The sequence below is a fragment of the Gimesia fumaroli genome, from assembly GCF_007754425.1.
Classification (GTDB): domain Bacteria; phylum Planctomycetota; class Planctomycetia; order Planctomycetales; family Planctomycetaceae; genus Gimesia; species Gimesia fumaroli.
Map to the genome: position 1 here is coordinate 2956925 of NZ_CP037452.1, position 22268 is coordinate 2979192.

The window sequence follows — 22268 nt, forward strand, 5'->3', positions numbered from 1 at the left end:
GGGCAGCAGTCGGGACTTAGCTGTTCGAATAATGGATGCGGCTCAGCCACCCACCAGGAGCGTCAGTTTCAGAAACGTCACTTCTGATTGCGGCGTGATCGTAATTTCTTCGTCGAGCGATTCTGCCTGTCGTTCATTGACCAGGATCAGCACCTGATTGTGTTCAAAGGCTTCGATGACTTTTTCGTACTGTTGATTCCAGTCGATCTCACGGCGTTTTTTCTGTTTGAAGCCGTTGAGTGTTTCTTCGGTGTCGGATGGGCGGACCAGGCCTTGAAAATACTCAGACGGTTTTGCGTTAAAGTCCTTCACTTCCTGATAAACCCGGCTGCGAATTAACTCGCGGACTGTGATGGTTTCTGTCAGAAACTCTAATGTCAGTTCCCCGGTAATTTTCCCGGTCATGCTTTCGTCACGAATCGTCAAAGTGGTCGCTGACATTTAGGATTCCTTCTGCAAGAGCTCGATGAGTCGTAGTACGGGTTCTCTGAAATGGGGAGTAAAAGAATGCCTTTGTTCTCGTGTGCGATTGTACCGTGATGAAAGCTCTGGTTCCAGAGTGGGAGCAGCGGCAAGATGCCCGCCTTGATTATGAATGACTGTTTCGCAGCCATTCTGCTAACGTGGCAGAACTTGAGTATAACTGTACGTCAGTTGCATGTCTGCGGAGAGGCATTTATAGTGGAATGCCTACTTAGTTGTGATTTGCGCATTGATACAAACGTGAAACCGACTGACCGAGGTATCAAACGATGAAAGAGGCAGGAATGACAACAGAGATGAAGCGAATGGGAGTCATCCTGGGAATTCTGCTTGGTCTGGGATCGATGACTGCCGAGGCTGCTGAACCGGTGGCAGTCTGGGAAGTTGTTACCACTTATCGTAAGCATCTGGACAATGATGGTCGGCTTACGCTGATGTCAGATGGTAAGACCAGTACGGGGCTCCCCTGGGCGTTGAGTGGCAGCTTTGTTGATTTTGGCAAGGAAGGCAAAGCGACACCCCTTCAAGGTGGTGATTTTTATAAAGGGAACTGGGTCGGTGGCTGGGTCATTCATGGCCGTGTCTTAATGAATAATGCATTTATCAAGTCGGAAGTCGTCGTTCCTGTGCAGATGCCGAAGACGGCTGGAGAAACACTGGTTGGCTCCCGGCCGACAATTGCATTGAAAGACTCGATCGTCGATTTATGGGAGATGGTGGCGGTTGTACCCCGCACAAATCAGTTTATCCGTCTGACATGCGATTTCACGCCGAACAATCTGGTTTTAGATGGCGATCGTAAAATCGGGACCTACGAATTTCATGGCCCGACGGTGATCGTGAATTTCATTGACCCGCAATTCGGTCGGATCGCGTTTGTGGAAAAACCGGACAATGTCCTGACGGGGAAAGGGAAACCAGTAAAGCGAAAATTCTGGAGTGTCCGGTTTACGCGCGTCCAACGCCAGGCCGTCTTTAGGACAGCCGAAAACAAGGATTTTATCCTTTACAATAATAATCGTATCAATTCACCCCGTTACACGCCGGACTTTTATTCGACATTTTACTGGTATTATTCATCAGAGAAGGGAAAGCGGCGACTGTTTTTCCGAAGCCGCGAACCAAAGCTGACCGCCGGCGGACGGGGAGTAGCCTGGTACGATCAAAAGATGATACTGACCGCGGGCAGCCTGCCGCGGTGAGTTGGTTTCGGTCTTCGATGCGAGAGGTTTATAGAAATGTAGGGGCAGGCCTATGTGCCTGCCCGCCTGGCGGGTTTGAACTTGGTTGATGCTTGCAAAGGGGCCGGTGTGAACGTTCGGGAGATTTTTTACATAGCACGTCAATACCGCGGGGAGACCCATGTGTCTCCCCCTACAATTTCTATTGGTGTCGGCGATTTCACACTCACCGTTGGGCAAGCCAACGGTGCCACCCGACGCCTTTACGAATTCTTTTACTGGTGTATATTCACCACTCCGCAAACGCCCCCTTCCCTCCCTTGTGCCGATGGGTAGGATTCTTTGTTTGATGCTTAATCGGTCTTCTTTAGATTTTTCTGGTACAGAGCGTCGAATTCTTCGTCGGTCATCTTTTTTAAGTCTTCCAATTTGAAATCTGTCGGGTCTTTTTCTGAAGGGGCCTGGGTGTCGAGGCTGAGGAGCTTGTCGATGCGTTCTCGGGCGCGGAGGCGGTCGCGGTCTGCGGAGTTGGGATTGTCGACGATGCTGCGGTAGAAGAAGAAGGAGTCGGCGCGGTGGCGTTCCAGATAGTTCTCTACTTCCTGCTGCATCTCGCGGCGGGCACGAGTGATGTAACGTTCGACCGAGCGGCCACTGATGCGGAATTTTTCTGAGATGGCGTCCTTGATGTCGCCGGTGAAGTGACCGTGGGTCAGCATTTTTTGAATCAGTAAAACAATGCGGGCCTGGGTGTCGCGATTGATTCGCGTTCGTTTTTTGGGGGGAGTGTTTTTGGGTGGAATATCATTCATGTTTCGGATTCCTGTTCTGTTGAAATGGATGGAACTGGTTTCATTGACAGACAGCGATCTTCCTGATCAGCGTGAGGCCGTCAATGCGCCTTTCTCACCATTTATGCGGGGTACAGGGGCAGATGGTTACCCGTGCGTGTCAGGGCTCTGGTCGTGTGCGTTTATGCGTGTCGGCGTGTGTCGACCCGCATAACTTTTGAGATGTTTTGTTCCCGATGGTCAGGTGAAAATATGGAAAACAAGCCAGTTTTGATCGTGAATTTCAGGAAGTGGTTCCGAATGTTTTAGTGCATCAAGGGGTGTTCTCGCGCGCGACGCATAACGGTAATTTCACAAACGGCACGAGGAGGTCAAGTGCAAAATGTTTCGCGGTTCAAAGGGAATGAGATCGCTGGTGCGAGAACGAGCAGCAGTCGTTTAGTCTTCTTGCAGACGGATCGTCACACTGGCGGCGTGGGCGGTGAGGCCTTCTTTTTCGGCGAGCAGCGTGATGCCGGGAGCGTCTGCTTGCAGGCCTGCCTGGTTATAGTAGATCACCGAGCTACGTTTGAGGAAATCAATCGAGCAGAGGCCGTTCGCGAAGCGGGCGGTGCCGCCGGTCGGGAGGACGTGCGAGGGGCCGGCGTAGTAGTCGCCTGTTGCGACGGGAGTATAGTGCCCCATGAAGATCGCGCCGGCGTTCTGGATTTTGGCCAGCTGCTGATCGGGATCAGCGGTCGAGATGTGCAGGTGCTCGGGAGCCAGGAGGTCGGTATAACGGGCGGCTTCGTCTTCGTCGTGGGCGAGGATCAACGCGCCGTAGTCGAGCAGACTTTGACGGGCCAGATCGCCGCGCGGGAGTTCGTTGAGCTGATTGACGAGCGCGGTGCGGACAGCTTCAATCAGCGGAGCGTGCCAGGTGATGAGGACGCCCGAACCGGGGCTGTGCTCGGCTTGCGAGATCAAGTCGCTGGCAATGAATTCGGCGTTTGCGGTTTCGTCGGCGAGCACGATGACTTCACTGGGGCCGGCGATGCTGTCGATGTCGACTTCACCAAAAACGTGTCGTTTGGCGAGGGCGACGAACAGATTACCGGGGCCGACGATTTTGTCGACGCGTTCAATGCCTTCGACGCCGTAGGCAAGTGCGGCGACGGCTTGGGCTCCACCCACGCGGTAGATTTCGGTGATGCCCAGCTCATAGCAGGCGGCGAGAATGTCGGTGTTGTAGCCACCAAAATCGGTCGGGGGCACGACGACGACGATTTCTTTGACGCCCGCGGTCTGTGCCGGAATTGCCGTCATCAGCAGGGTCGAGGGATAAGCGGCGGCACCGCCGGGAATGCAGACGCCGACCCGTTTCAGGGGGAGATAGCGTTGCCGCAATTCGACACGGGACTCCCCTGCCTCGCGGAGCACTTTGATATCTTCGGGAAGCAGAGCCGACTGGAATTCGATGATGTTCTCACGGATGCGGCGCAGCGTAGCGAGGTACTCGGGGTCGGCCTGTTCGTGAGCCGCTTTGAGTTCTTCCGCCGAGACGCGCATCGTATCAGGGGTGAGCTGTTTGCGGTCGAGTTTGGCCGAATAGTCGAGCAGTGCCTCGCGCCCTTTGTTACGCACATCGTTGCAGATCTTTTCGACGACTTCCTGCGGAGACAGGGGTGCGCCGAAGAGTTCGATCGTGCGTTGACGGCCCGCTTCGGAGACGACATTGCCGCGCGGGCTGAGCTTCTCGCGAAGTTCGCTGAAGAGCGCGGTGGCGTTGTCGCGGGTGCAGTCGATGGTCGTGATGTCGAGGTCGCTGTATTGAGTCATGAGTCCGTATTATGCGATGCCGGGAACGGGAAAGCTTTCGGTGAATTCGGCGACTTCGCCTTTGACGGTTTCGATATTGGAATCGTCATCGGGAGCACCGAGGACACGCAGAATCCAGGCACCGACCTTTTTCATTTCGTCCTCTTTCATACCACGCGTGGTGAGAGCGGCGGTGCCAATGCGGATACCGCTGGGGTCGAGAGGTTTGCGTTTGTCGTACGGAATCATGTTTTTGTTGACGGTGATGCCGGCTTTGTCGAGGGCTTCTTCGGCAATTTTACCGGAGAGGTCAATCGCAGTCACATCACACAGCATCAGGTGGTTGTCAGTCCCGCCGGAGGCGAGTTTGATGCCGCCCGCCATCAGGGTTTCGGCGAGAGCTTTGGCGTTGGCGACAACCTGTTGTGCGTAGGCTTTGAAGTCATCGGTACTGGCTTCTTTGAAGCAGATGGCTTTACCGGCGATGACGTGTTCCAGCGGGCCGCCCTGAATTCCGGGGAAGACTTCGCGGTTGAGGTCTTTGGCGTATTTCTTTTTCATCAATACGAAACCGGACCGGGGACCACGCAGGGTTTTGTGAGTGGTCGAGGTCACAAAGTCGGCAACTTCGACGGGGTTGTTATGCACGCCACCAGCGACGAGACCGGAATAGTGGGCCATGTCGACCATCAGAACCGCGCCAACTTCAGCGGCGATTTCAGCGAACTTGGGATGATCGATTTCACGGGGATACGCGGACGCACCGGCGATGATCATTTTGGGTTTGTGTTCGCGGGCGAGCTTGGCGACCTGATCGTAATCGATCTGGTGATTGTCTTCGCGAACGCCGTACGGGACGGGGTTGTAGAGTGTGCCCGAGAAATTCAGTTTCATACCGTGCGTCAGGTGACCGCCGTGAGCGAGGTCCATTGCCAGGAAGGTATCGCCTGGTTTCAAAACGGTGAAGTAGACGGACATGTTGGCCTGCGAGCCGGAGTGCGGCTGGACGTTGGCGTATTCGGCTCCGAAGAGACTGCAGGCGCGGTCGCGGGCGATATTTTCGACGACGTCAACGTATTCACAACCGCCGTAGTAGCGGCGTCCGGGGAGCCCTTCAGCGTATTTGTTCGTGAGAATCGAACCGGCGGCTTCCATGATGGCGGCGCTGGTATAATTTTCAGAAGCGATCAGCTCCAGACCATGTTTCTGTCTTTGGGCTTCAGACTGAATACAGTTCCAGATATCAGGATCACACGACTCGAGCACGGACATTTCAACTCCCATGGATATATGGTCAAAAATCGGGGTACAAACGGTACCATGAAGGGGAAATCACTTATTTTGCTCCCTTATAATGAAGGATTGCTCTGAAAGCTACCCAACGCATTCGTGTATCAGTATCCTCGGGGAAAGTTTACTGGTGTTACTAATGATATTTTTGATAGAGTCACCTGATAACCCCCTTTTTACTCGAAATTGTTCAAATAAAGCAGTATTACTTATCTCTATGGAAGAAATCGAAGAAGAACAACCTGATCAACTGCTTCAAGGCTCGCCGGCGCTGCAAGGCGAGCGTGTGGTGTTTACGGGGACGCTTGCCTCAATGACACATCATAAGGCGTGGGAGTTCGTGGAACAGCACGGCGGTCAGGCCGCCCAGCATGTGAGTCGGCAGACGACGTTGCTGGTGGTGGGTGAAGAAGGCTGGCCTCTGGAAGCCGACGGTTCGCCTTCGGTGAATTTGAGCCAGGCGCAGGAATTGATTCAGGAAGGGACGCCGATTCAGATCATCAAGGAATCGGACTGGCTGGCGTTGATTGAACTCCGTGATCCGGGCGTGAATGTCGATCAGCTTTACACGCCGGCGATGCTGACACAGATGCTGGATCTGCCGGTCTCGACGATTCGTCGCTGGGAACGACAGGGACTGATTAAGCCGGTGCGCAAGATTTTTCGACTTCCTTACTTCTCCTTTCAGGAAGTGGCGAGTGTCCGGCGATTGTCACAACTACTGGAATCGGGCGTGCATCCGCGGGATCTGGAAAACAGCCTGCAGCATCTGGGAAAATTCTTCAACGAGATCGACGCCCCGCTCTCTCAATTGACGTTGCTCTCTCAGGACGCGCAGCTGTTATTGAAGGACGAGCATGGTCTGATCGATCCGCGGCGCGGACAGCGGGTGTTCGACTTTGGTACGGAAGAGACCGCGGTGCCGGAACTGGCGGACGAGGAATCGTTCGAAGGGACGATTGAATTCACGGAGCATCTGAAAACAGATGAACCCGAGGATCGGAGTTCGGACGAATGGTTTCAGGAGGGCTGCCAGTTTCTGGACGCCGGTGATGCGAAGTCGGCGATCGAAGCCTTTCGGCTGGCGCTATTGGGACAGCCGGATATGCCCGAGGGGCACTTGCATCTGGCGGAAGCCCTGTATCTGGACGGGAAAACGGAAGGTGCCCTCGAACGCTATTATGCGGCCGTCGAATGGGATCACGATTATATAGAAGCGTGGACCCAGTTGGGATGCCTGCATAACGAGTTGGGAGATCCGAAAGCAGCACTGCATGCGTTTGAGATTGCACTGCAGGTTCACCCCGATTACCCGGATGCGCATCTGCATATCGCGGAAGTATTGCACCAGTTGAATCGGGTGGAGGAAGCGATTCCACACTGGAAGGTGTATCTCGAATTCGACGAAATGGGACCCTGGGCCGAGCTGGCGCGACAACGTCTTGAAGAATTGGAAGACGACCAGCTGGAACAGTTTTCATAAGCACAGTTGTTGTCTGTTGAACAGTTGAGATTGCTCTGTTTTCGGCTGCGCCGATCCGTATGATTGTTGCGCAGTTCTTTTCCAGTTGGCTTGCTTCCCTGTTGTGATCGGAGTATGTTGTTATTTTGACACCAAAATAAAACTAGTACAGATGGGAAACCAACTCCGATGAAAATTGAACGCATCGAAACGCTGGTGTGTCATGCCCGGATGAGAAACTGGGTGTTTGTGAAAGTGATCACCGATCAACCCGGCCTGGTTGGCTGGGGGGAAGCTACGCTGGAGTGGCATACGCGAGGGATTGTGGGGACGATTGAAGATCTATCCTCACTATTGATCGGCGAAGATCCCCGGCGGGTCGAACATCTGTGGCAGATGATGTGGCGACAGCATTTCTGGCACGGAAGTGGCGTGACGCGTTCGACGGCGATGGCGGGCATCGATCTGGCGCTGTGGGACATTCTTGGCAAAGTTCATGGAGTTCCCTGCCATCAATTGTGGGGCGGTCCGGTGCGGGATTACATTCGCCTGTATTGTCACCTGGGGGGCGGCAATATGGAGTCGTTTTACCAGACGTCGACCGACAACGCGGCGCAGTTCGCCGAGCTGGCACAGAAAGCGGTGGCGGACGGGTTCACGGCATTCAAGTCCATGGCGGTCCCGCCAACAATGCCGATTGAAGGCTTGAAGCCGATCAAGGCTGCTGAGGCGTGTGTGGCATCGATGCGTGAGGCTGTTGGCGACGATATCGATATCATGGTCGACTGTCATGCCCGCCCTTCTCCGGCGATGGGATTGCAGTTTGCGAAAGCCCTCGATCCTTATGGACTATATTTCTTTGAAGAACCTTGCTGGCCGGAATCAATGGAGAGTCTGGCACGGATCAACGCCGCGGTGACGACGCCGATTGCGACGGGCGAACGGTTGACTCATCTGGCGGCGTTTCGCGATCTATTTGCATTACGGGGTTGTGAGATTTGTCAGCTTGACTTAACGCACTGCGGCGGTTTCACCGAAGCACGGCGGATTGCCGCACTGGCAGACGCGCATCGGATTTCTCTGGCGCCGCACAATCCACAAGGGCCGGTGAGTACGGCGGCTTCGCTGGAATTCGGGTTCTCTCAGCCGAGTTATATTATCTGCGAGTCGGTGCACGAGGATGTTCCCTGGAGAGAGGATGTCGTGGAAGAAGGTTTTGTGATTGATCCCAAAACGCGAACGGTGACGCCGAATGAAAAGCCGGGATTGGGGATTTCGATCAATGAAGCGGAAGTCAAGAAACATCCGTTTGAGCAGGAGACGGTGCAGCGGGTATTCTATCGGGATGGTGCGGTGGGAGACTGGTAAGCCGGTTTCACTGAGTGCTTGAAACAGAGACTGAGATCCACGAATAATTTGAAACGGAACTGGTTATGAGTGAACGCACAATTGAAGTGAGAACGGAGTCGGCATTTCAGGGACAGATCGGTGTGGCGACGGTGGATATCACGCCGCCCGTGGGAATTTATGCTCGCAACTGGGGGGCCGCGAAACATGACGTGGCCGATTCGATTCATCGCCGGCTGACTTTGAATGCACTGGTGATGTATGCGGCTGGTGCCGAGCAGCCTTTGATTTTTCTGGATGCGGACTTAGGCTGGTGGCGTTCATTATTAACGTTTAACCGGTTTCAGGCGCGCTTGCTGGAAGAGTTGGAGATTGACGAGTCGGCTCTGATTTTCGGGGTGAGCCATACGCATGCTTCGCCCCCTTTGACGGACCCCGATCCGGATTTGCCGGCGAGTGAATCGCTGGCGGAATATCTGGAAACGGTGTATCAGGCTTCGCTTGTCGCTGTGCGTGAAGCGATCAAAAATGTGGGCAAGGCGGTGCTGGATTGGAAAACCGGACACTGTCAACTGGCGTCGATGAGAGACCTGCCTGATCCCGCTCCGAGGACGGAGCGGATTCTGTGTGGCTGGAATCCAAGTGAGCCTGCGGATGATACGCTGGTGGTTGGCCGCATCAGCGATGGTGAAGGAAATCTGAAGGCGGTGATTGTGAATTACGCCTGTCATCCGACGACGCTGGCCTGGGAGAACACGGCGATCTCACCCGATTTTCCGGGTGCGATGCGAGATACGATTCAGGAAACGCTGGGGGTCCCTGCTCTGTTTATGCAAGGGGCTTCGGGGGAACTGTCGCCGCGATATCAGTATGTCGGCGATACCGACGTAGCGGATCGGCATGGACGTCAACTGGCGTATGCGGCACTCGCGACGCTGGAAGATATGGAACCGCCGATGACGTGCCTGGAGTTTGAGGGAGTGATGGAATCAGGGGCTCCTTTAGCGGTGTGGCGGCATGAGCCGGTGGAACCGAGTTCTCTGTTGAAAGCACTGGAAGTGAAAGTGGAACTGCCTTTAAAGGACTGGCCTTCTGCGGAGGAACTGGAACGCCTGCGGCAGGAGTGTCCGGATCGGGCGCTGGAAGAACGTTTGCGAAGGCGGCGAAATATTCGTCGGGGCATTGGCGATGGGACGACGTTGGACCTGCCGATCTGGGTCTGGCGGATGGGGGATACGGTTCTGGTCGGCAGCAGGACCGAGGCGTATTCAATTCTGCAGCGGGAACTCAGAAAGCGATTTCCGGAGCGGACGATTGTCTGTCTGAATCTGATTAACGGGACGACCGGATATCTGGCGCCGGCGGAGTTGTACGATCTGGATTTATACCAGGTGTGGCAAACGCCGTTTGAACGGGGTGGCCTGGAGATTCTCATCAAAGGAATGGCAGATGCGATTGGGCAGATCATTGCCGAGTAATCTGAGCTCACAAACGAACTAGAAAGGCGAAGGAAATGTCGGGAATGATTCGGGGGGTACTGCCGGTATTGCATACGCCTTTGCTGGCCGATGAAACGATTGACCGGGAATCGCTGGAACGCGAGATCGACTGGTGTTATGAGTTGGGCGCCGATGGGATTTGCGGGGCGATGGTTTCGGAAGTGCTGCGTCTGACATATGAGGAACGGCTGGAGTTGACGCGGTTGATGTCTGAGGTTTCGGACGGGCGCGGGGCTGTGATTGCCAGTGTGGGCGCGGAGAGTACGAAGCAGGCATTGGCGTTTGCTCGTCATGCTGAAGAGGTGGGCTGCGATGCGGTGATGGCGATTCCGCCGGTAACGACGGCGTTACCCGAATCGGCGTTATGGGATTATTTTTCTGCACTCGCCGAGCAGTGCTCATTACCTTTGATTGTGCAGGACGCGTCTTCTTATGTGGGGAATGCGATCTCGATTGATTTTTACCGTCGATTGCTGGAACAGTATGGAGCGGAAAAAATTCGGTTCAAACCAGAGGCATCGCCCATTGGTCCGAATCTGTCGGCGCTCCGCGATGCGACGGACGGCCTGGCGCTGATTTATGATGGCTCGGGGGGCATTCTGCTGGTTGACGCGTATCGACGGGGAATCAGCGGTACGATGCCGGGCGTGGATTTGCTGGATGGAATTATTGCACTCTGGAACGCACTGCGGTCTGGTGATGAAGAGGCGGTCTACCGGGTTTATTTTCCGATCTGTGCGATTGTGGCGCTGCAGTTACAGGCGGGACTGGACGGTTTTCTGGCAATTGAAAAGTATCTGCTGGTCAAGCGGGGGATCTTTGCATCGGAACAGCGTTGTACTCCCCACGCGTGGTCGCTCGATGAGGAAACAAAAGCGGAAGTGGACCGTCTGTTCGATTTACTGACGCAGGCATTATAACGGAAGCAGGGACTGCGCTTCGGGGAGACATTGTTGTGGTGGAATCGGAAGAGGGATCAGAGAGCGAACAGGCAGCGCCCACTCATGCGCGGTTTATGGTGCTGACGCTGTTGTGTCTGGTGGCAGCGGTCGCTTACATCAGTCGCAATGCGATTTCGGTTCCCGCAAAACTGATTCAGGAAGAGCTCGACATCAGCCTGACTCAGATGGGCTGGGTGATGAGCGCTTTTTTCTGGAGCTATGCGTTGTCGCAGATCCCCAGCGGCTGGATTGGACACGTCTGGGGGACGCGGCGGTCTTTAACCACGTTTGCGCTTCTGTGGTCAATCGCAACCATCTTGACCGGATTGGTGACCGGGTTCTGGATGCTGATCGCGGTGCGTTTGATTTTTGGTATTTCGCAGGCCGGAATTTTTCCCTGTTGTGCGAGTACGATTTCCAAGTGGTTGCCTAAAGCACGGCGGGGGCTGGCCAGTGGTTTGTTGGGAAGTTTCATGTCGATCGGAAGTGCCTTTGGTGCTTTCAGCATTGGTTTACTGATGGAAGGCATCCATTTCGGGGGCATCCAGCTGCCGGGAGTGACCTGGCGGACCATTATGTTTCTGTGCGCGGTGCCGAGTTTTGTATGGGCGGTCTGTTTTTATTACTGGTTTCGCGATCGTCCAGAAAATCACCGTGGCGTGAATGACGCAGAACTCAAAATTATTCGTAGTGGTGACGTTGTCGAACCAACGGTTCAGGGACAGGATGAGCATGGCGAGCCGACCCCCTGGGGGAAGATTCTGACCAGTTTTTCGATGTGGATGATTTGTGGTCAGCAGTTCTTCCGTGCAGCTGGTTCTATTTTTTACATGACATGGTTTCCCGTCTATCTGCAGAAAGCGCGGGGCATTACCATCGCTTCATCGGGAATCTGGACCAGTTTTCCGCTGATGTCGTTTGTCGTGGGAAACTTTCTGGGAGGGGTCGTCGTTGACTGGGTTCTACAGCGAACCGGAAGCCGTCGCTGGAGCCGTCAGGGAGTCGCCATCACCGCGATGCTGGGCTGCGGGCTGTGTACGCTGTGTGCTTATTTTGTGAAAGAGATGAATCTGGCGATGACGTTGATTACCATCAGCATGTTTTTTGCCGGCCTGGGGGGCGCCTGTGGATATACGGTAACGATTGATAAAGGAGGCCAGCATGTCGCGCCCATTTTCGGGATGATGAATATGGCGGGCAATCTGGGGGCGGCGTTGTTGCCTGTGATCGTCGGCACGATGTTTGACGCGGGCAAGTATGACACCGTGCTGATTCTGATGGCGGGGATTTATGTGACTGCGGCGCTGTGTTGGATGCTTTTGAATCCCAACGGAACCGTGTTTGATGAGGGTTCTGCAGAAGAGAAGGCGTAAAAAAACTCTGACCGGGAAGAGCCGATCAGAGTTTGCTGAATTTTCATCTTTGTGATCGTTTTGGAACTAAGAATTCAGGCTCCAGTAGATCACATAGCCGCCGACGATGATGGTATAGCAGAATGTGAAGACGAGCATCTTGGTCAGAAAGCGACCGGCGCTGGCGTCTTCGGTTGCCATCGTTTCAATCTCGGCTTCAGTGTACGGCAGTGTTTGTGCTGTGGAAGTATCATCCGAGGCGGGAGTAGGATCGTTCATTGGTTTCTCTTCATTCAAGTTGATGAAAGTGGCAAGGTAATGAAAGAGGGATGCTTTTATTTTTCCATGAGTTCGAGTAATAGATTACTCGAAGGATAAGGATGTCCGCAATGTTGAACAAAGGCTTCGCCGTATGCGGTGCCGATTTCTTTTCCGCGGGCGGCAGACCAGCGTTCGGTGCCATCAAGGTATTCGTCGAGCCCGTGCTGCTTTCGGAGCCAGGCACGCTGACTTTCATGGCAGGCGAGCATTTTGATTTTGAGGTCGAACGTTTCCGAAATATCGAGAATGAACTGCGGTTTGATCGGGTTTCCGAAGTAATCGCAGCCTTCGATGGGATCGACGTAATACAGGTGCGGGATCTTTTCGGTAGGCGGCGCGGGGTTAAATAGGTGCGTTGTATAATTGGGAGCGGAAGCACCGAAGCAGGCGTCGCGGACGAGCCGGCTGGTCATTTCGTGGTCGCTCATGTAATCGACCGGGGGGGCGGTGATCACGATATCCGGTCGGGCTTTGCGAACGGCTTCGGTGACCCGCTGGCGGGATTCATTGTCGTGAATAATGGCCAGGTCACGGAATTCGAGACACATGTAGTCAGCACCGAGCATGTCGGCTGCTTTCTGGGCTTCGGCGCGGCGGACGTTGGCGATTTCCACCGGTCCCATTTCGGCGCTACCACAGTCGCCGGCGGTCATTGTGGCGATGGTGATGTGACAACCCAGGTTTTTCAGGCGGGCCAAAGTGCCCGCGCATTGGATTTCGATATCATCGGGATGAGCGTGAATCGCCAGAATTCGCAGAGATTCTGCCTGATTTACCATGAAAATTTCTCTCTCTGTACATTTAGGTCTAACAATGGGTAGTGAGCTCTGTGTGAGTCTAGTTATAATAAACATTCATAAAAAAAACACGCGTACCGAGAATACTGTTCGCGTGGTTACTTTAAATGACAGGCTTAACCCGGTGGAATTGGGAGCAGCGTAATCCGATTCGAAAACTGGATTTTGCCCGTTTTATTCTTGCTTAACAGGTAAACGACGTCTGATGGCTACTGATCTTTCCCGTTCTGTGCATGTAACTCCGAAGTCCAAATTTGTGAGACATACGAAAGTCCCGACGGTGATTTTCGAAACGTCTTCTGAATTAGCGAAATACGTTGCTTCCGTCGTCGCGGATTTAGTTCGTTCCAAAAATGAAGCAGGCGTGCCTACGATTCTGGGGCTGCCGACCGGATCGACGCCTTTAGGCGTGTATCGGGAACTGATTCGACTGCACAACGAAGAACAGCTCGATTTTTCGAACGTGATTACGTTCAATCTGGATGAATACTGGCCGATGGATCCGGATTCGATTCACAGCTATCACAAGTTTATGCATGAGAACTTTTTCGATCATGTGAATGTGAAGCCGGAGAATATTCATATTCCCCGTGGTGATATAGCAGCCGAAGAAGTTGACTCATTCTGTGAGGAATATGAGCGAAGTATCGAAAAGGTTGGCGGTCTGGACCTGCAATTGCTGGGGATTGGTCGCTCGGGGCATATCGGTTTTAATGAGCCGGGATCTGCCCGCAACAGTCTGACGCGTCTGGTTAACCTGGATCCTGTCACGCGTCGCGATGCGGCCAGCGGGTTCTTCGGAGAAGATAATGTGCCTCATCATGCGATTACGATGGGGGTTGGCAGTATTCTGTCAGCGAAGAAAATTATCATCATGGCGTTGGGCGAACACAAAGCGTCTGTCGTGAAGCGGGCTGCTGAAGCCGAAGTGACGGACGAGGTTTCCGCAAGCTTTTTGCAGACGCATACGAACTCGCTGTTCGCGGTGGACAGTGCGGCGGCTGCTGAGTTGACGGCGGTCAAAACTCCCTGGATCGTGGGGAATATTGAATGGACGCCTCAACTGGAGAAAAAGGCGGTGATCTGGCTTACAAAAGAGGTGGGCAAGCCTTTGTTGAAGCTGGAAACGGAAGATTTTCTACACAATCACCTGCACCAACTGATTCACAAGCATGGCTCTGTCGGACAGATTCGCCAGCGTGTGTTTGACGAATTGCTGGAAGGAATCTGTACAAAACCCGCGGGAGTCGACCCCAAGCGAGTGATCGTCTTCAGTCCTCATCCGGATGATGATGTGATTTCGATGGGGGGCACGTTGATTACGCTGGCTGATCAGGGGCACGATGTTTATATCGCTTATATGACCAGCGGAAATATCGCCGTGTTTGACCATGATGCGTTACGCCATATTGACTTTGTGCTGGAGTTCCATAAGCTGTTTCATCCAGATGATGAAGCAACGTTGTCGCATCTGCAGAATCTGAAGCAAGACATCGACAGTAAAAAAGCCGGTGATCTGGATACACCCGAGATGCTGGGAATCAAAGGGTTGATTCGCAAGACGGAGGCGACTGCGGGGGCGGAAGTTGCCGGGGTTCCTGAAGAGCGCTTGCGGTTTCTGAATCTGCCCTTCTATCAGACGGGCCAGGTTTCGAAAAAGCCGATCGGCGAAGAGGATATTGCGATCGTGGCTGACTTGTTACGAGAAGTCAATCCGCATCAGATCTATGTGGCCGGTGATCTTTCCGACCCACATGGAACGCACCGTGTGTGTGCTGAGGCAGTGATTAACGCTGTGGATGTGGTTGCCGAGGAAGGAATTGCTCCTGAATTCTGGATGTACCGGGGTGCCTGGGAAGAATATGAACCACACGAGATTGAACGAGCGATTCCACTGAGTCCTGAAGTTGTTTTGAGAAAGCGGGAAGCGATTTTCAAGCATGAGTCACAGAAGGACAGTGCCTTTTATCCCGGCAGCGACAAACGCGAATTCTGGGTGCGGGCAGAAGATCGAACTCGTAATACTGCAACGGTTTATAATGATCTGGGGTTGCCAGAATACTTCGCGATTGAAGCATTCAAACATTACCATGGCGAACTGTAGGGTGATTGGTGCCTTTCTGGTGCCGATCTGAGCCGGTTTTCGATTGAGAAACAGGAAAAAGATTTCTGAAATCGGGAGCCAGATTGTAATTTTTGCCAGCTTCGTATTGCTTTGAATGTGGTATTTGTCATAAAACTCGCCACATCAAGTGTTTTAGCCCGAAATCGGGATCACGGGTCTGTTTCGTGAAACGGTTGATCTGAGTTTGCTTGAAGCGTCACCCTATGGTCGTTTTGAGGATACTTACTTGATAATTTTGCTGAGGGAATGGCAGGATTCGCTTTCAGAGATTTCGCTACCTCGGTTCTTCAGATATTACTGACTCTCAAAGGAAGGAGAGGAATAGGCCATGAGGCATCGACACCATATCAGTACGGTTGCAGCGTGCTTGTTGTTAGTCACTCAGTTTGGTTGTGGAGGCGGAGACAACCCCTCACAGACCGCAGGGAATCCTCTGGATGGCAAGTTGGAAGGGACCCCCGCGAGCTCACAAAACACACAACAGTCCTCTGCTGGAATTCAACAGGTTTCTTCAACCGCGGGGCCTTCCTTGAAGCCGAATGTGGTTCAGACAGCCAGTCTGGAACGCGATAAGCTCGACATGGATGACCTCGATAGTGATGCTCCATCCCTGGCGAACGAAGAGGTCAAGATTCAGGAGCTGAAAGAAGGCTCAGCGGAATGGAGTGTGCGTGAAATCACACGTTTGAAAGTGCAGGCTTTGCCTAAAACGGAAAACGTTGATGAACTCCGAAAAGCACGTGCCGCACGGAATAAGAAAATTATTCAGCTGGCGATGGAAGCAGTCAAGCAGACCCATGCAGATAAGGAAAAGCAGCGCCTGTTTTCGGTTTGTATTCGTCATCTGCTGGAAGCACATTTGCAGTTGGCTTTAGAGGGTGATCAGGAAAGTATTGATGCTTTGTATGATCACTCTGAGTCGCTGTTTAAACGAGATCCCAATTCTCCGTCTGCAGCGGATGCCGGTTTTACGGTTGCCAAGTTTGCGAATACGAGTGCTCAGCGTTTTGCGCAGCAGGAACCACGTTGGATCGAGGAGTTTGTTAAACAGTCTCGCCTGTTTGCTTCACGGTTTCCCCAAGAAACCATTCGCGCGCCGCAATTACTGCAGGCCGCTGCGGAAACATGTCAGCTGTATGGCATGAATAAGCAGGCATTGGACTGCTGTCTGGATCTGGAAGCACGATTTCCCAAAACCAGTGAGGCGGCACAGGTAGCCGGCTTGACGCGTCGTTTACGATTAAAAGGCCAACCGCTGCATCTGGCGGGAGAAACCATTGAAGGTGGTTTTGTTTCGATTGATGATTACAAAGGGAGCGTGGTGCTGGTCGTGTTCTGGGCGACCACCGCGAAGCCTTTTATCGAGCAGCTGCCTCAAATTCAGGCTCTGTCGAAAAAATATCGCAAGTATGGTTTTGAAATTGTGGGTGTGAACCTGGATGAAGAAGAGCCTGCCATTGATGCATTTCAGGAAAAGACTTCGCTGGACTGGCGACAGATTTTCTATTCCTCTCGTGATAAACGGGGATGGAATAATCCAGCGGCCCTGTATTACGGCGTCCGAAGTGTGCCGATGCTGATGCTGGTCGATCATACCGGAGTGACGGAAGTGGTGACTTCCAATGCCGGTGAACTGGAAGAACCGTTGCGAGCGTTACTGCGAAAGAAGACCGCAGCGAATGCGAAATAGTTGATTTCCGATTGAGATCATTTTGAATTGACTCCGAAGATTGGTTCATAAATCTTCGGAGTTTTTTTATTGATTTTCAGAATCAAAAATCAGGGCAGCGATGTTGCAGGCTGGAATTTCTGCAGTCGTTCACCAACAACTTTGTTGTCGGGCATTAAGGTTCCCATTACCGATGCCAGAGCGGTATTGAGTTTGGCGTCTTTGGCGTCCTGGTATGCCTGTCTGATTTCCGCGACCTGTGTGGAATCGACCAGCAGCCCGAATTTCTGGATATGAAATGCCAGTTGCAGCGCGGCGATTTCTTTGATGTCGGCTTCCATGGTTTTGTTTGTGATGACTTTGACGAGGTCAGCTTGTGCGGAGCGAGTGGGAATGCCTCCGAGGGTGATCAGCGCGTTGGATGCTAATGCACGTTCCGGTATCAGTTGCAGTAATGGTTTCTCTGTCGGAGTCAGATCATAAATGTTGGTCCGCTGGCTGGAAGCAATGTGAGACAACCAGTAGAGTGCCGCCGCACGATATTCCGAACGCAGTTCGCCTGTGAGCTCGGGAGTTTTTAAATTTTTGAGGAACGGTTTCACCTGAGTGCCGATATCAGTCGAGTTTTGAGATTCGATGACATAGCTGACCAGGGGATAACGCCGGGTTGAGTATTCGATTTTATTCTTCAGTCGGAGTGGACCATAAACAATGATCGGAATATTTGCGGTACGGGAATCGGCCCGTAGGTTGGCGATGGTTTGCGAGAGTCCCCAGCGTGAAATATTGTATTCCAGTGCAATGAACTCGATATCCATCCGCTCGATTGCGGCTTTGAATCCTGCTTTGCCGGTCTGGTAGGGCTGGGTCTCATATCCCAATTCATGAAACACTCCCGCCATCGATTGTCCGCGTGGAATACTGGAATCGACGACGATTGCCGATTGTGCTCCTTCGCCTTCCAGTGCCCGGGTCAGGATGGCAATAACGCGTGTGGCACCGGGGAATGGTTTTGCAGGATCGAGCTGCATGATTGCGGTTGCTGCGGCGAACTGAACCCGTCGATCGGGGTAATTCAAAGCAGCGATAATGGATGAGTGCTTATCAAGTTGTTCGTAGAGCAAAGCACGCGAACCAATTTGCCCCAATGCTTTGAGTGCGGCCAAGGCGCTGGGAGTGTGTCCCTGTTTCATCGCTAAAGCGAGTACCCGGCTGACAGCAGAAGGTCCTGACAGCAAAGCCAGATTAAAGGTCGTGCCTGGACCTTCCGGCAGAGGATGGTTCCAGCCGACATGATAAGACTCGAGTGCCAGTGCCATCGCTAGATAGAGTGTCTGGACATCCTGTTTGTCGGGCGACATTTCCAGTGCTTCTTTTGAAAGTCGCAGGCCTTCAATCAAATTGATTTCCTGAGCGGGCAGTTCTTTTTCCACAACCGTCTGTTGTGCCGCATCCCAGGTCCAGATGTTCTGTTTGCCCGATTCATCATCGTATGTTTTGTAAAATCGGAGAGCTGCGTTTTTCAGTACCATTTGTGCTTCATGACGATTGAGCTCGAACAGATTCTTAGGATCCTTCTTCAGAATTTTTGCCAGTGCCTGGCGGGCCGCTAGTTGTATGCTTTGTGGCTGACTTTGAGAAAATGCCGGGTTCCAGAGATAGAGGGTTGCTGCAGGATCACCAATCTCGCCGAGGACTTCTGCGGCAATTTTGCGGATGTTTTCGCTGGGGGCACGGAGTGCGGCAATTAAAGGCTGAACGACCGGAGCACCCAACTGAGAGAGTGCAAATGCCAGCTCGTCGTTTGTGGTGGGGTCTTCGCTTTTGCTCAATCGTTTCAAGATCGTAGGGGCAACAATGGCGCCAGCCGATTTCAATTCGATGATAGCAATGGTGCGTTTGGTGGCGTTCCCCGAAAGATCGTTGATCAATCCATCGATGCGGGCAGGATCAGTCGCGTAAGCACGAAATGCGGCTTCCATTTTTTTCAGCAGTGTGACGGACTCGGGCTGCAGTGCTTTATTGTTTGCTAATGTCAGGAAGGACGCCGGGCCATATTTGTCTCTAAGTTTGAGCAGGGTTTCATCATCAATGTCGGCTTTAATGAGCTCGTCGAGATACGGTTTGGCTGACGTTGCCTGGCCGAGGTCGGTGAGCTGGACGATGGCCCGCATCAGTTGTTCCGGGGTCTCCGGTTTGGAGAGCAGTAAATCATCGGCGGAGAGGTTGCCGAGTGAAGTCGATCCCTGAGTCGTCGGAGGCGTGTTTTTTTGTGACCAGGCGCAGATTGGCATGCTCACGGCAAGGAAAAATACCAGAGTGAAACCTGCCAGGATCCGGTTGTTAAAAGACATTCAGTCGACTCCGTGTCGTCTTGGTTGTCGGCTTATTCATTTGGGTCTATCCGGTCACATTCCCAACTCAGCTCAGGTCTGACTGACAGATAGAAGATCTCTCAATGAAATGGATAGAAACAGTTGTAATATACTATTCTTATCACCTTGCCCAAAACAACATAATTCAATTGTTCGTTTCAAGTCTTTTCAGAAATAAGATCTAAGGTGTCCTAATGGACATATTCTCCGCGGAAGTTTCTGTATCAATTATCATCGTTTCTAACGGCGATAACGGTTCAATCGAAGGAAGCGGATGGCTGTATCTTTCCTGCTCTCAACACATTAAAGCTCGCAAGAACCTGATAACTGTTATAACCAGACCGCAGTTTACTGGCCTTCTGAACATAGCATTCAGCAGGGGCTTTTTCTGAGAGGCAACGTTATGGCTGTTCGAGTGCGATCAGCTCTTCGTAGGTTTCCCGGCGGCGAATGACTTGGTAATTGCTGCCATCGACGAGGATCTCAGCGCTGCGAGGACGGGCATTGTAGTTACTGCTCATGACAGAGCCGTAAGCACCGGCGCTAAACATACAGAGATGATCGCCTCGTTCCATCGGGGGCAAATAGCGGTCTTTTGCGAAATAGTCACAGGATTCACAGACCGGGCCAACCACATCAGCGGGTTCACAGCCTTCAATTTCCCCTTCACAGTCAAAGGGCATGGGGACAGCCGGTTTGACGGGCCAGACGCGATGATACGAATCGTACATCGCAGGGCGAACCAGGTCGGTCATGCCACCATCCTGAATATAGAACAGCTTCCCCCCTTCCCGTTTGGTGAAGACGATCTGGCTGATGAGAACACCCGCATTTCCTGCGATGAAGCGGCCGGGCTCCAGTGCCAGGCGACAGCCGATTTCTTTGATCGTGGGGACGATCACATCAGCATAAGTCTGCGCAGAAGGGCCTTCATCGGTTTTATAGCTGATTCCAAAGCCTCCCCCGAGATTGAGCCAGTTCGTATTGTGCCCTTTTTCCCGTAGTTGGGTGATGACTTCAGCCCCCTTCTTGACGGCTTTGGCATACGGATCGGTGGAGAGAATCGGAGAACCGAGGTGCATGTGGATTCCGGTGAGTTCCAGCCGATCGTCTTTGAGGACTTTGTCTGCCAGTTCGGTGGCGCGTTCGATGTCCATACCGAACTTGTTGCCTTTTTTTCCGGTCGTTGTCTTGTGGTGTGTTTTCGCGTCGATGTCCGGGTTCAGACGCAGTGCGACCCGGCCGACGCAGCCGACTTCTTCGGCGATCGCAGCGATCGCGTCGAGTTCGGCTTCGCTTTCGACATCGAACATGAGAATGTCTGCTTTCAAGGCCTGACGGATTTCGTCATCGGTTTTTCCGACACCGGCGAACACAACGCGTGAGGTATCAGCGCCTGCCTGCTGGACGCGAAACAGTTCTCCCCCGGAAACGACATCAAAACTGCTGCCGGCATCGTTCATGGTCTTGAGAATGCTCAAATTTCCGTTGGCTTTCACGGAATAACAGATGACCGGATCGACTTCGGCAAAGGCATCTTGAATTTCTTTCAGACGGCTCAGAAAGGCGGATTTTGAGTAAATCCAAAGCGGAGTGCCAAATTCTTCTGCCAGCTGGGAGACCGGAACGTCTTCGCAGAACAGTTCGCCATTTTGGTAATGAAACGTATTCATCGGGGAGCCTTTACGGTATTAACTTGAAACAATTTGCGCTGAAGATCAGAAAGAAGCCGAACGAGGAACGCTCCTGTTTTGATAGAAGCAAGAGCGTTCCAGAGTCTTAGGTACAGGCTTTGTGTTTCGCCAGCAGTTCTGCGATCTGGACGGCATTCGTAGCAGCGCCTTTACGGAGATTATCGCTGACACACCAGAAGCTGAGTCCATTCGGGCAGGAAATATCACGGCGGATACGACCGATGTAGACTTCATCGCTGCCATCTGAACTTGAAGGGAGCGGATACGAGAGGTTTTTCAGGTCATCCACGACGGTGATTCCCGGGAAGTTTTCGAATAGCCCACGTGCTTCTTCAGGTGAAATCGGGCGTTCTGTCTCGACGGTAATTGTTTCACTGTGACAGTTCGCGACCGGAATTCGGACACAGGTCGGATTGATCTGAATAGTTTCATCTCCCAGAATTTTCCGGGTTTCGTAGACCATTTTCATTTCTTCACTGGTGTAGCCGTCTTCTTTTTCACTGCCGATTTGAGGAATGGCGTTGAAGGCGATTGGATGAGGAAAGACCTGATAATCATGCTCTTTTCCTTCGAGATATGCCTTGGAGCCTTCCAGTAAATCGCTGGTGCCGGCGACCCCTGCTCCGCTGGTGGCCTGGTAAGTACTGACGATCACGCGTTTCACGGGAGAGGCATCATACAGAGGCTTGAGGGCCATGACCATCTGGGTTGTGGAACAGTTCGGGCTGGCGATGATGCCTTTTGCTTCGAGTGCTGCTTCCGGATTGATTTCAGGAATGACGAGGGCCACATCCGGTTTCATTCGCCAGTAGCCGGATTCATCAATGACAATGGCTCCTGCTTCGACGGCTGAGGGTAAGAATTCCGCGGCGACATCATCGGGAGTGGAGGCGATGACGAGCTCAACGCCTTCGAATGAATCTTTGGTCAATTCTTCAAGGGTGTACGTTTTTCCCTGGAATTCCAGTGTTTTACCAGCGGATCGGGCTGAGGCCAGAAATCGAAATTGTTTTGCCTGGAAGTTTCGGTCTTCCAACAGTTTCCGCATGATGTGCCCAACGGCACCCGTGGCACCAATAATGGCGACAGTATCAAACACTTTAAATCTCCAGAGAACTAAAAGGATAAAAGTCTTTTAATAGAT

18 protein-coding genes are annotated in these 22268 nt (G+C 52.8%); 9 read left to right on the top strand and 9 right to left on the bottom strand.

The window, feature by feature from the left end; all coding sequences use genetic code 11:
* Positions 1 to 42: 42 nt before the first annotated feature.
* Complete coding sequence (locus Enr17x_RS11295) at positions 43 to 441, bottom strand: hypothetical protein (protein WP_145308739.1); 399 nt, start codon at positions 439 to 441, stop codon at positions 43 to 45.
* A gap of 326 nt (positions 442 to 767) precedes the next feature.
* Here Enr17x_RS11295 and Enr17x_RS11300 point away from each other — a divergent pair, with 326 nt between their 5' ends.
* Positions 768 to 1685 carry a hypothetical protein gene (locus tag Enr17x_RS11300; protein ID WP_232101022.1) on the top strand — a complete coding sequence of 306 codons (918 nt, stop codon included), beginning with the start codon at positions 768 to 770 and terminating at the stop codon, positions 1683 to 1685.
* A gap of 332 nt (positions 1686 to 2017) precedes the next feature.
* On the opposite strand, the gene Enr17x_RS11305 is transcribed toward Enr17x_RS11300, so the two are convergent.
* Positions 2018 to 2476 carry a hypothetical protein gene (locus tag Enr17x_RS11305; RefSeq protein WP_145308743.1) on the bottom strand — a complete coding sequence of 153 codons (459 nt, stop codon included), beginning with the start codon at positions 2474 to 2476 and terminating at the stop codon, positions 2018 to 2020.
* Between Enr17x_RS11305 and Enr17x_RS11310 the strand changes: the two genes are divergently transcribed.
* Positions 2475 to 2669 carry a hypothetical protein gene (locus tag Enr17x_RS11310; RefSeq protein ID WP_145308745.1) on the top strand — a complete coding sequence of 65 codons (195 nt, stop codon included), beginning with the start codon at positions 2475 to 2477 and terminating at the stop codon, positions 2667 to 2669. The two genes, Enr17x_RS11305 and Enr17x_RS11310, sit on opposite strands and share 2 nt — an antisense overlap.
* Positions 2670 to 2893: 224 nt before the next feature.
* On the opposite strand, the gene hisD is transcribed toward Enr17x_RS11310, so the two are convergent.
* Together hisD and glyA are read right to left on the bottom strand one after the other, a co-directional pair.
* Positions 2894 to 4273 carry a histidinol dehydrogenase gene (gene hisD / locus Enr17x_RS11315; protein WP_145308747.1) on the bottom strand — a complete coding sequence of 460 codons (1380 nt, stop codon included), beginning with the start codon at positions 4271 to 4273 and terminating at the stop codon, positions 2894 to 2896.
* 9 nt (positions 4274 to 4282) lie between these two features.
* Positions 4283 to 5524 carry a serine hydroxymethyltransferase gene (gene glyA, locus Enr17x_RS11320; protein WP_145308749.1) on the bottom strand — a complete coding sequence of 414 codons (1242 nt, stop codon included), beginning with the start codon at positions 5522 to 5524 and terminating at the stop codon, positions 4283 to 4285.
* Positions 5525 to 5759: 235 nt separating this feature from the next.
* On the opposite strand from glyA, the gene Enr17x_RS11325 reads away from it, so the two are divergent.
* From Enr17x_RS11325 to Enr17x_RS11345, 5 genes are all read left to right on the top strand, one after another.
* On the top strand, positions 5760 to 7025 hold the full coding sequence (locus tag Enr17x_RS11325) for a tetratricopeptide repeat protein (RefSeq protein WP_145308751.1): 1266 nt from the start codon (positions 5760 to 5762) through the stop codon (positions 7023 to 7025).
* Positions 7026 to 7193: 168 nt separating this feature from the next.
* Positions 7194 to 8372: an enolase C-terminal domain-like protein gene (locus Enr17x_RS11330; RefSeq protein WP_145308753.1), complete on the top strand. Its 1179-nt coding sequence runs from the start codon at positions 7194 to 7196 to the stop codon at positions 8370 to 8372.
* A gap of 65 nt (positions 8373 to 8437) precedes the next feature.
* Positions 8438 to 9829, top strand: a complete 1392-nt coding sequence (locus Enr17x_RS11335) for an alkaline ceramidase (RefSeq protein ID WP_145308755.1) — start codon at positions 8438 to 8440, stop codon at positions 9827 to 9829.
* A gap of 35 nt (positions 9830 to 9864) precedes the next feature.
* Complete coding sequence (locus tag Enr17x_RS11340) at positions 9865 to 10770, top strand: dihydrodipicolinate synthase family protein (protein WP_145308757.1); 906 nt, start codon at positions 9865 to 9867, stop codon at positions 10768 to 10770.
* Positions 10771 to 10808: 38 nt separating this feature from the next.
* Positions 10809 to 12164 (top strand): MFS transporter, encoded by a 1356-nt coding sequence (locus tag Enr17x_RS11345; RefSeq protein ID WP_145308759.1) that lies wholly within the window; start codon positions 10809 to 10811, stop codon positions 12162 to 12164.
* Positions 12165 to 12230: 66 nt separating this feature from the next.
* On the opposite strand, the gene Enr17x_RS11350 is transcribed toward Enr17x_RS11345, so the two are convergent.
* On the bottom strand, positions 12231 to 12422 hold the full coding sequence (locus tag Enr17x_RS11350) for a hypothetical protein (RefSeq protein WP_145308761.1): 192 nt from the start codon (positions 12420 to 12422) through the stop codon (positions 12231 to 12233).
* A gap of 56 nt (positions 12423 to 12478) precedes the next feature.
* Positions 12479 to 13243 carry a PIG-L deacetylase family protein gene (locus Enr17x_RS11355; protein WP_145308763.1) on the bottom strand — a complete coding sequence of 255 codons (765 nt, stop codon included), beginning with the start codon at positions 13241 to 13243 and terminating at the stop codon, positions 12479 to 12481.
* Positions 13244 to 13466: 223 nt separating this feature from the next.
* On the opposite strand from Enr17x_RS11355, the gene nagB reads away from it, so the two are divergent.
* The gene (gene nagB / locus Enr17x_RS11360; RefSeq protein WP_145308765.1) at positions 13467 to 15365 is read left to right on the top strand and encodes a glucosamine-6-phosphate deaminase; all 1899 of its coding nucleotides are present in this window, start codon (positions 13467 to 13469) and stop codon (positions 15363 to 15365) included.
* A gap of 349 nt (positions 15366 to 15714) precedes the next feature.
* Positions 15715 to 17076, top strand: coding sequence for a TlpA family protein disulfide reductase (locus tag Enr17x_RS11365; protein WP_145308767.1), 1362 nt, complete (start codon positions 15715 to 15717; stop codon positions 17074 to 17076).
* A gap of 89 nt (positions 17077 to 17165) precedes the next feature.
* Here the strand turns inward: Enr17x_RS11365 and Enr17x_RS11370 are convergent, their stop codons facing one another.
* From Enr17x_RS11370 to Enr17x_RS11380, 3 genes are all read right to left on the bottom strand, one after another.
* Positions 17166 to 19409, bottom strand: a complete 2244-nt coding sequence (locus tag Enr17x_RS11370; RefSeq protein ID WP_145308769.1) for a HEAT repeat domain-containing protein — start codon at positions 19407 to 19409, stop codon at positions 17166 to 17168.
* Positions 19410 to 19831: 422 nt separating this feature from the next.
* Positions 19832 to 21103, bottom strand: a complete 1272-nt coding sequence (gene lysA, locus Enr17x_RS11375; protein ID WP_145308771.1) for a diaminopimelate decarboxylase — start codon at positions 21101 to 21103, stop codon at positions 19832 to 19834.
* Positions 21104 to 21209: 106 nt separating this feature from the next.
* Positions 21210 to 22223, bottom strand: coding sequence for an aspartate-semialdehyde dehydrogenase (locus tag Enr17x_RS11380; protein ID WP_145308773.1), 1014 nt, complete (start codon positions 22221 to 22223; stop codon positions 21210 to 21212).
* Positions 22224 to 22268: the final 45 nt, after the last annotated feature.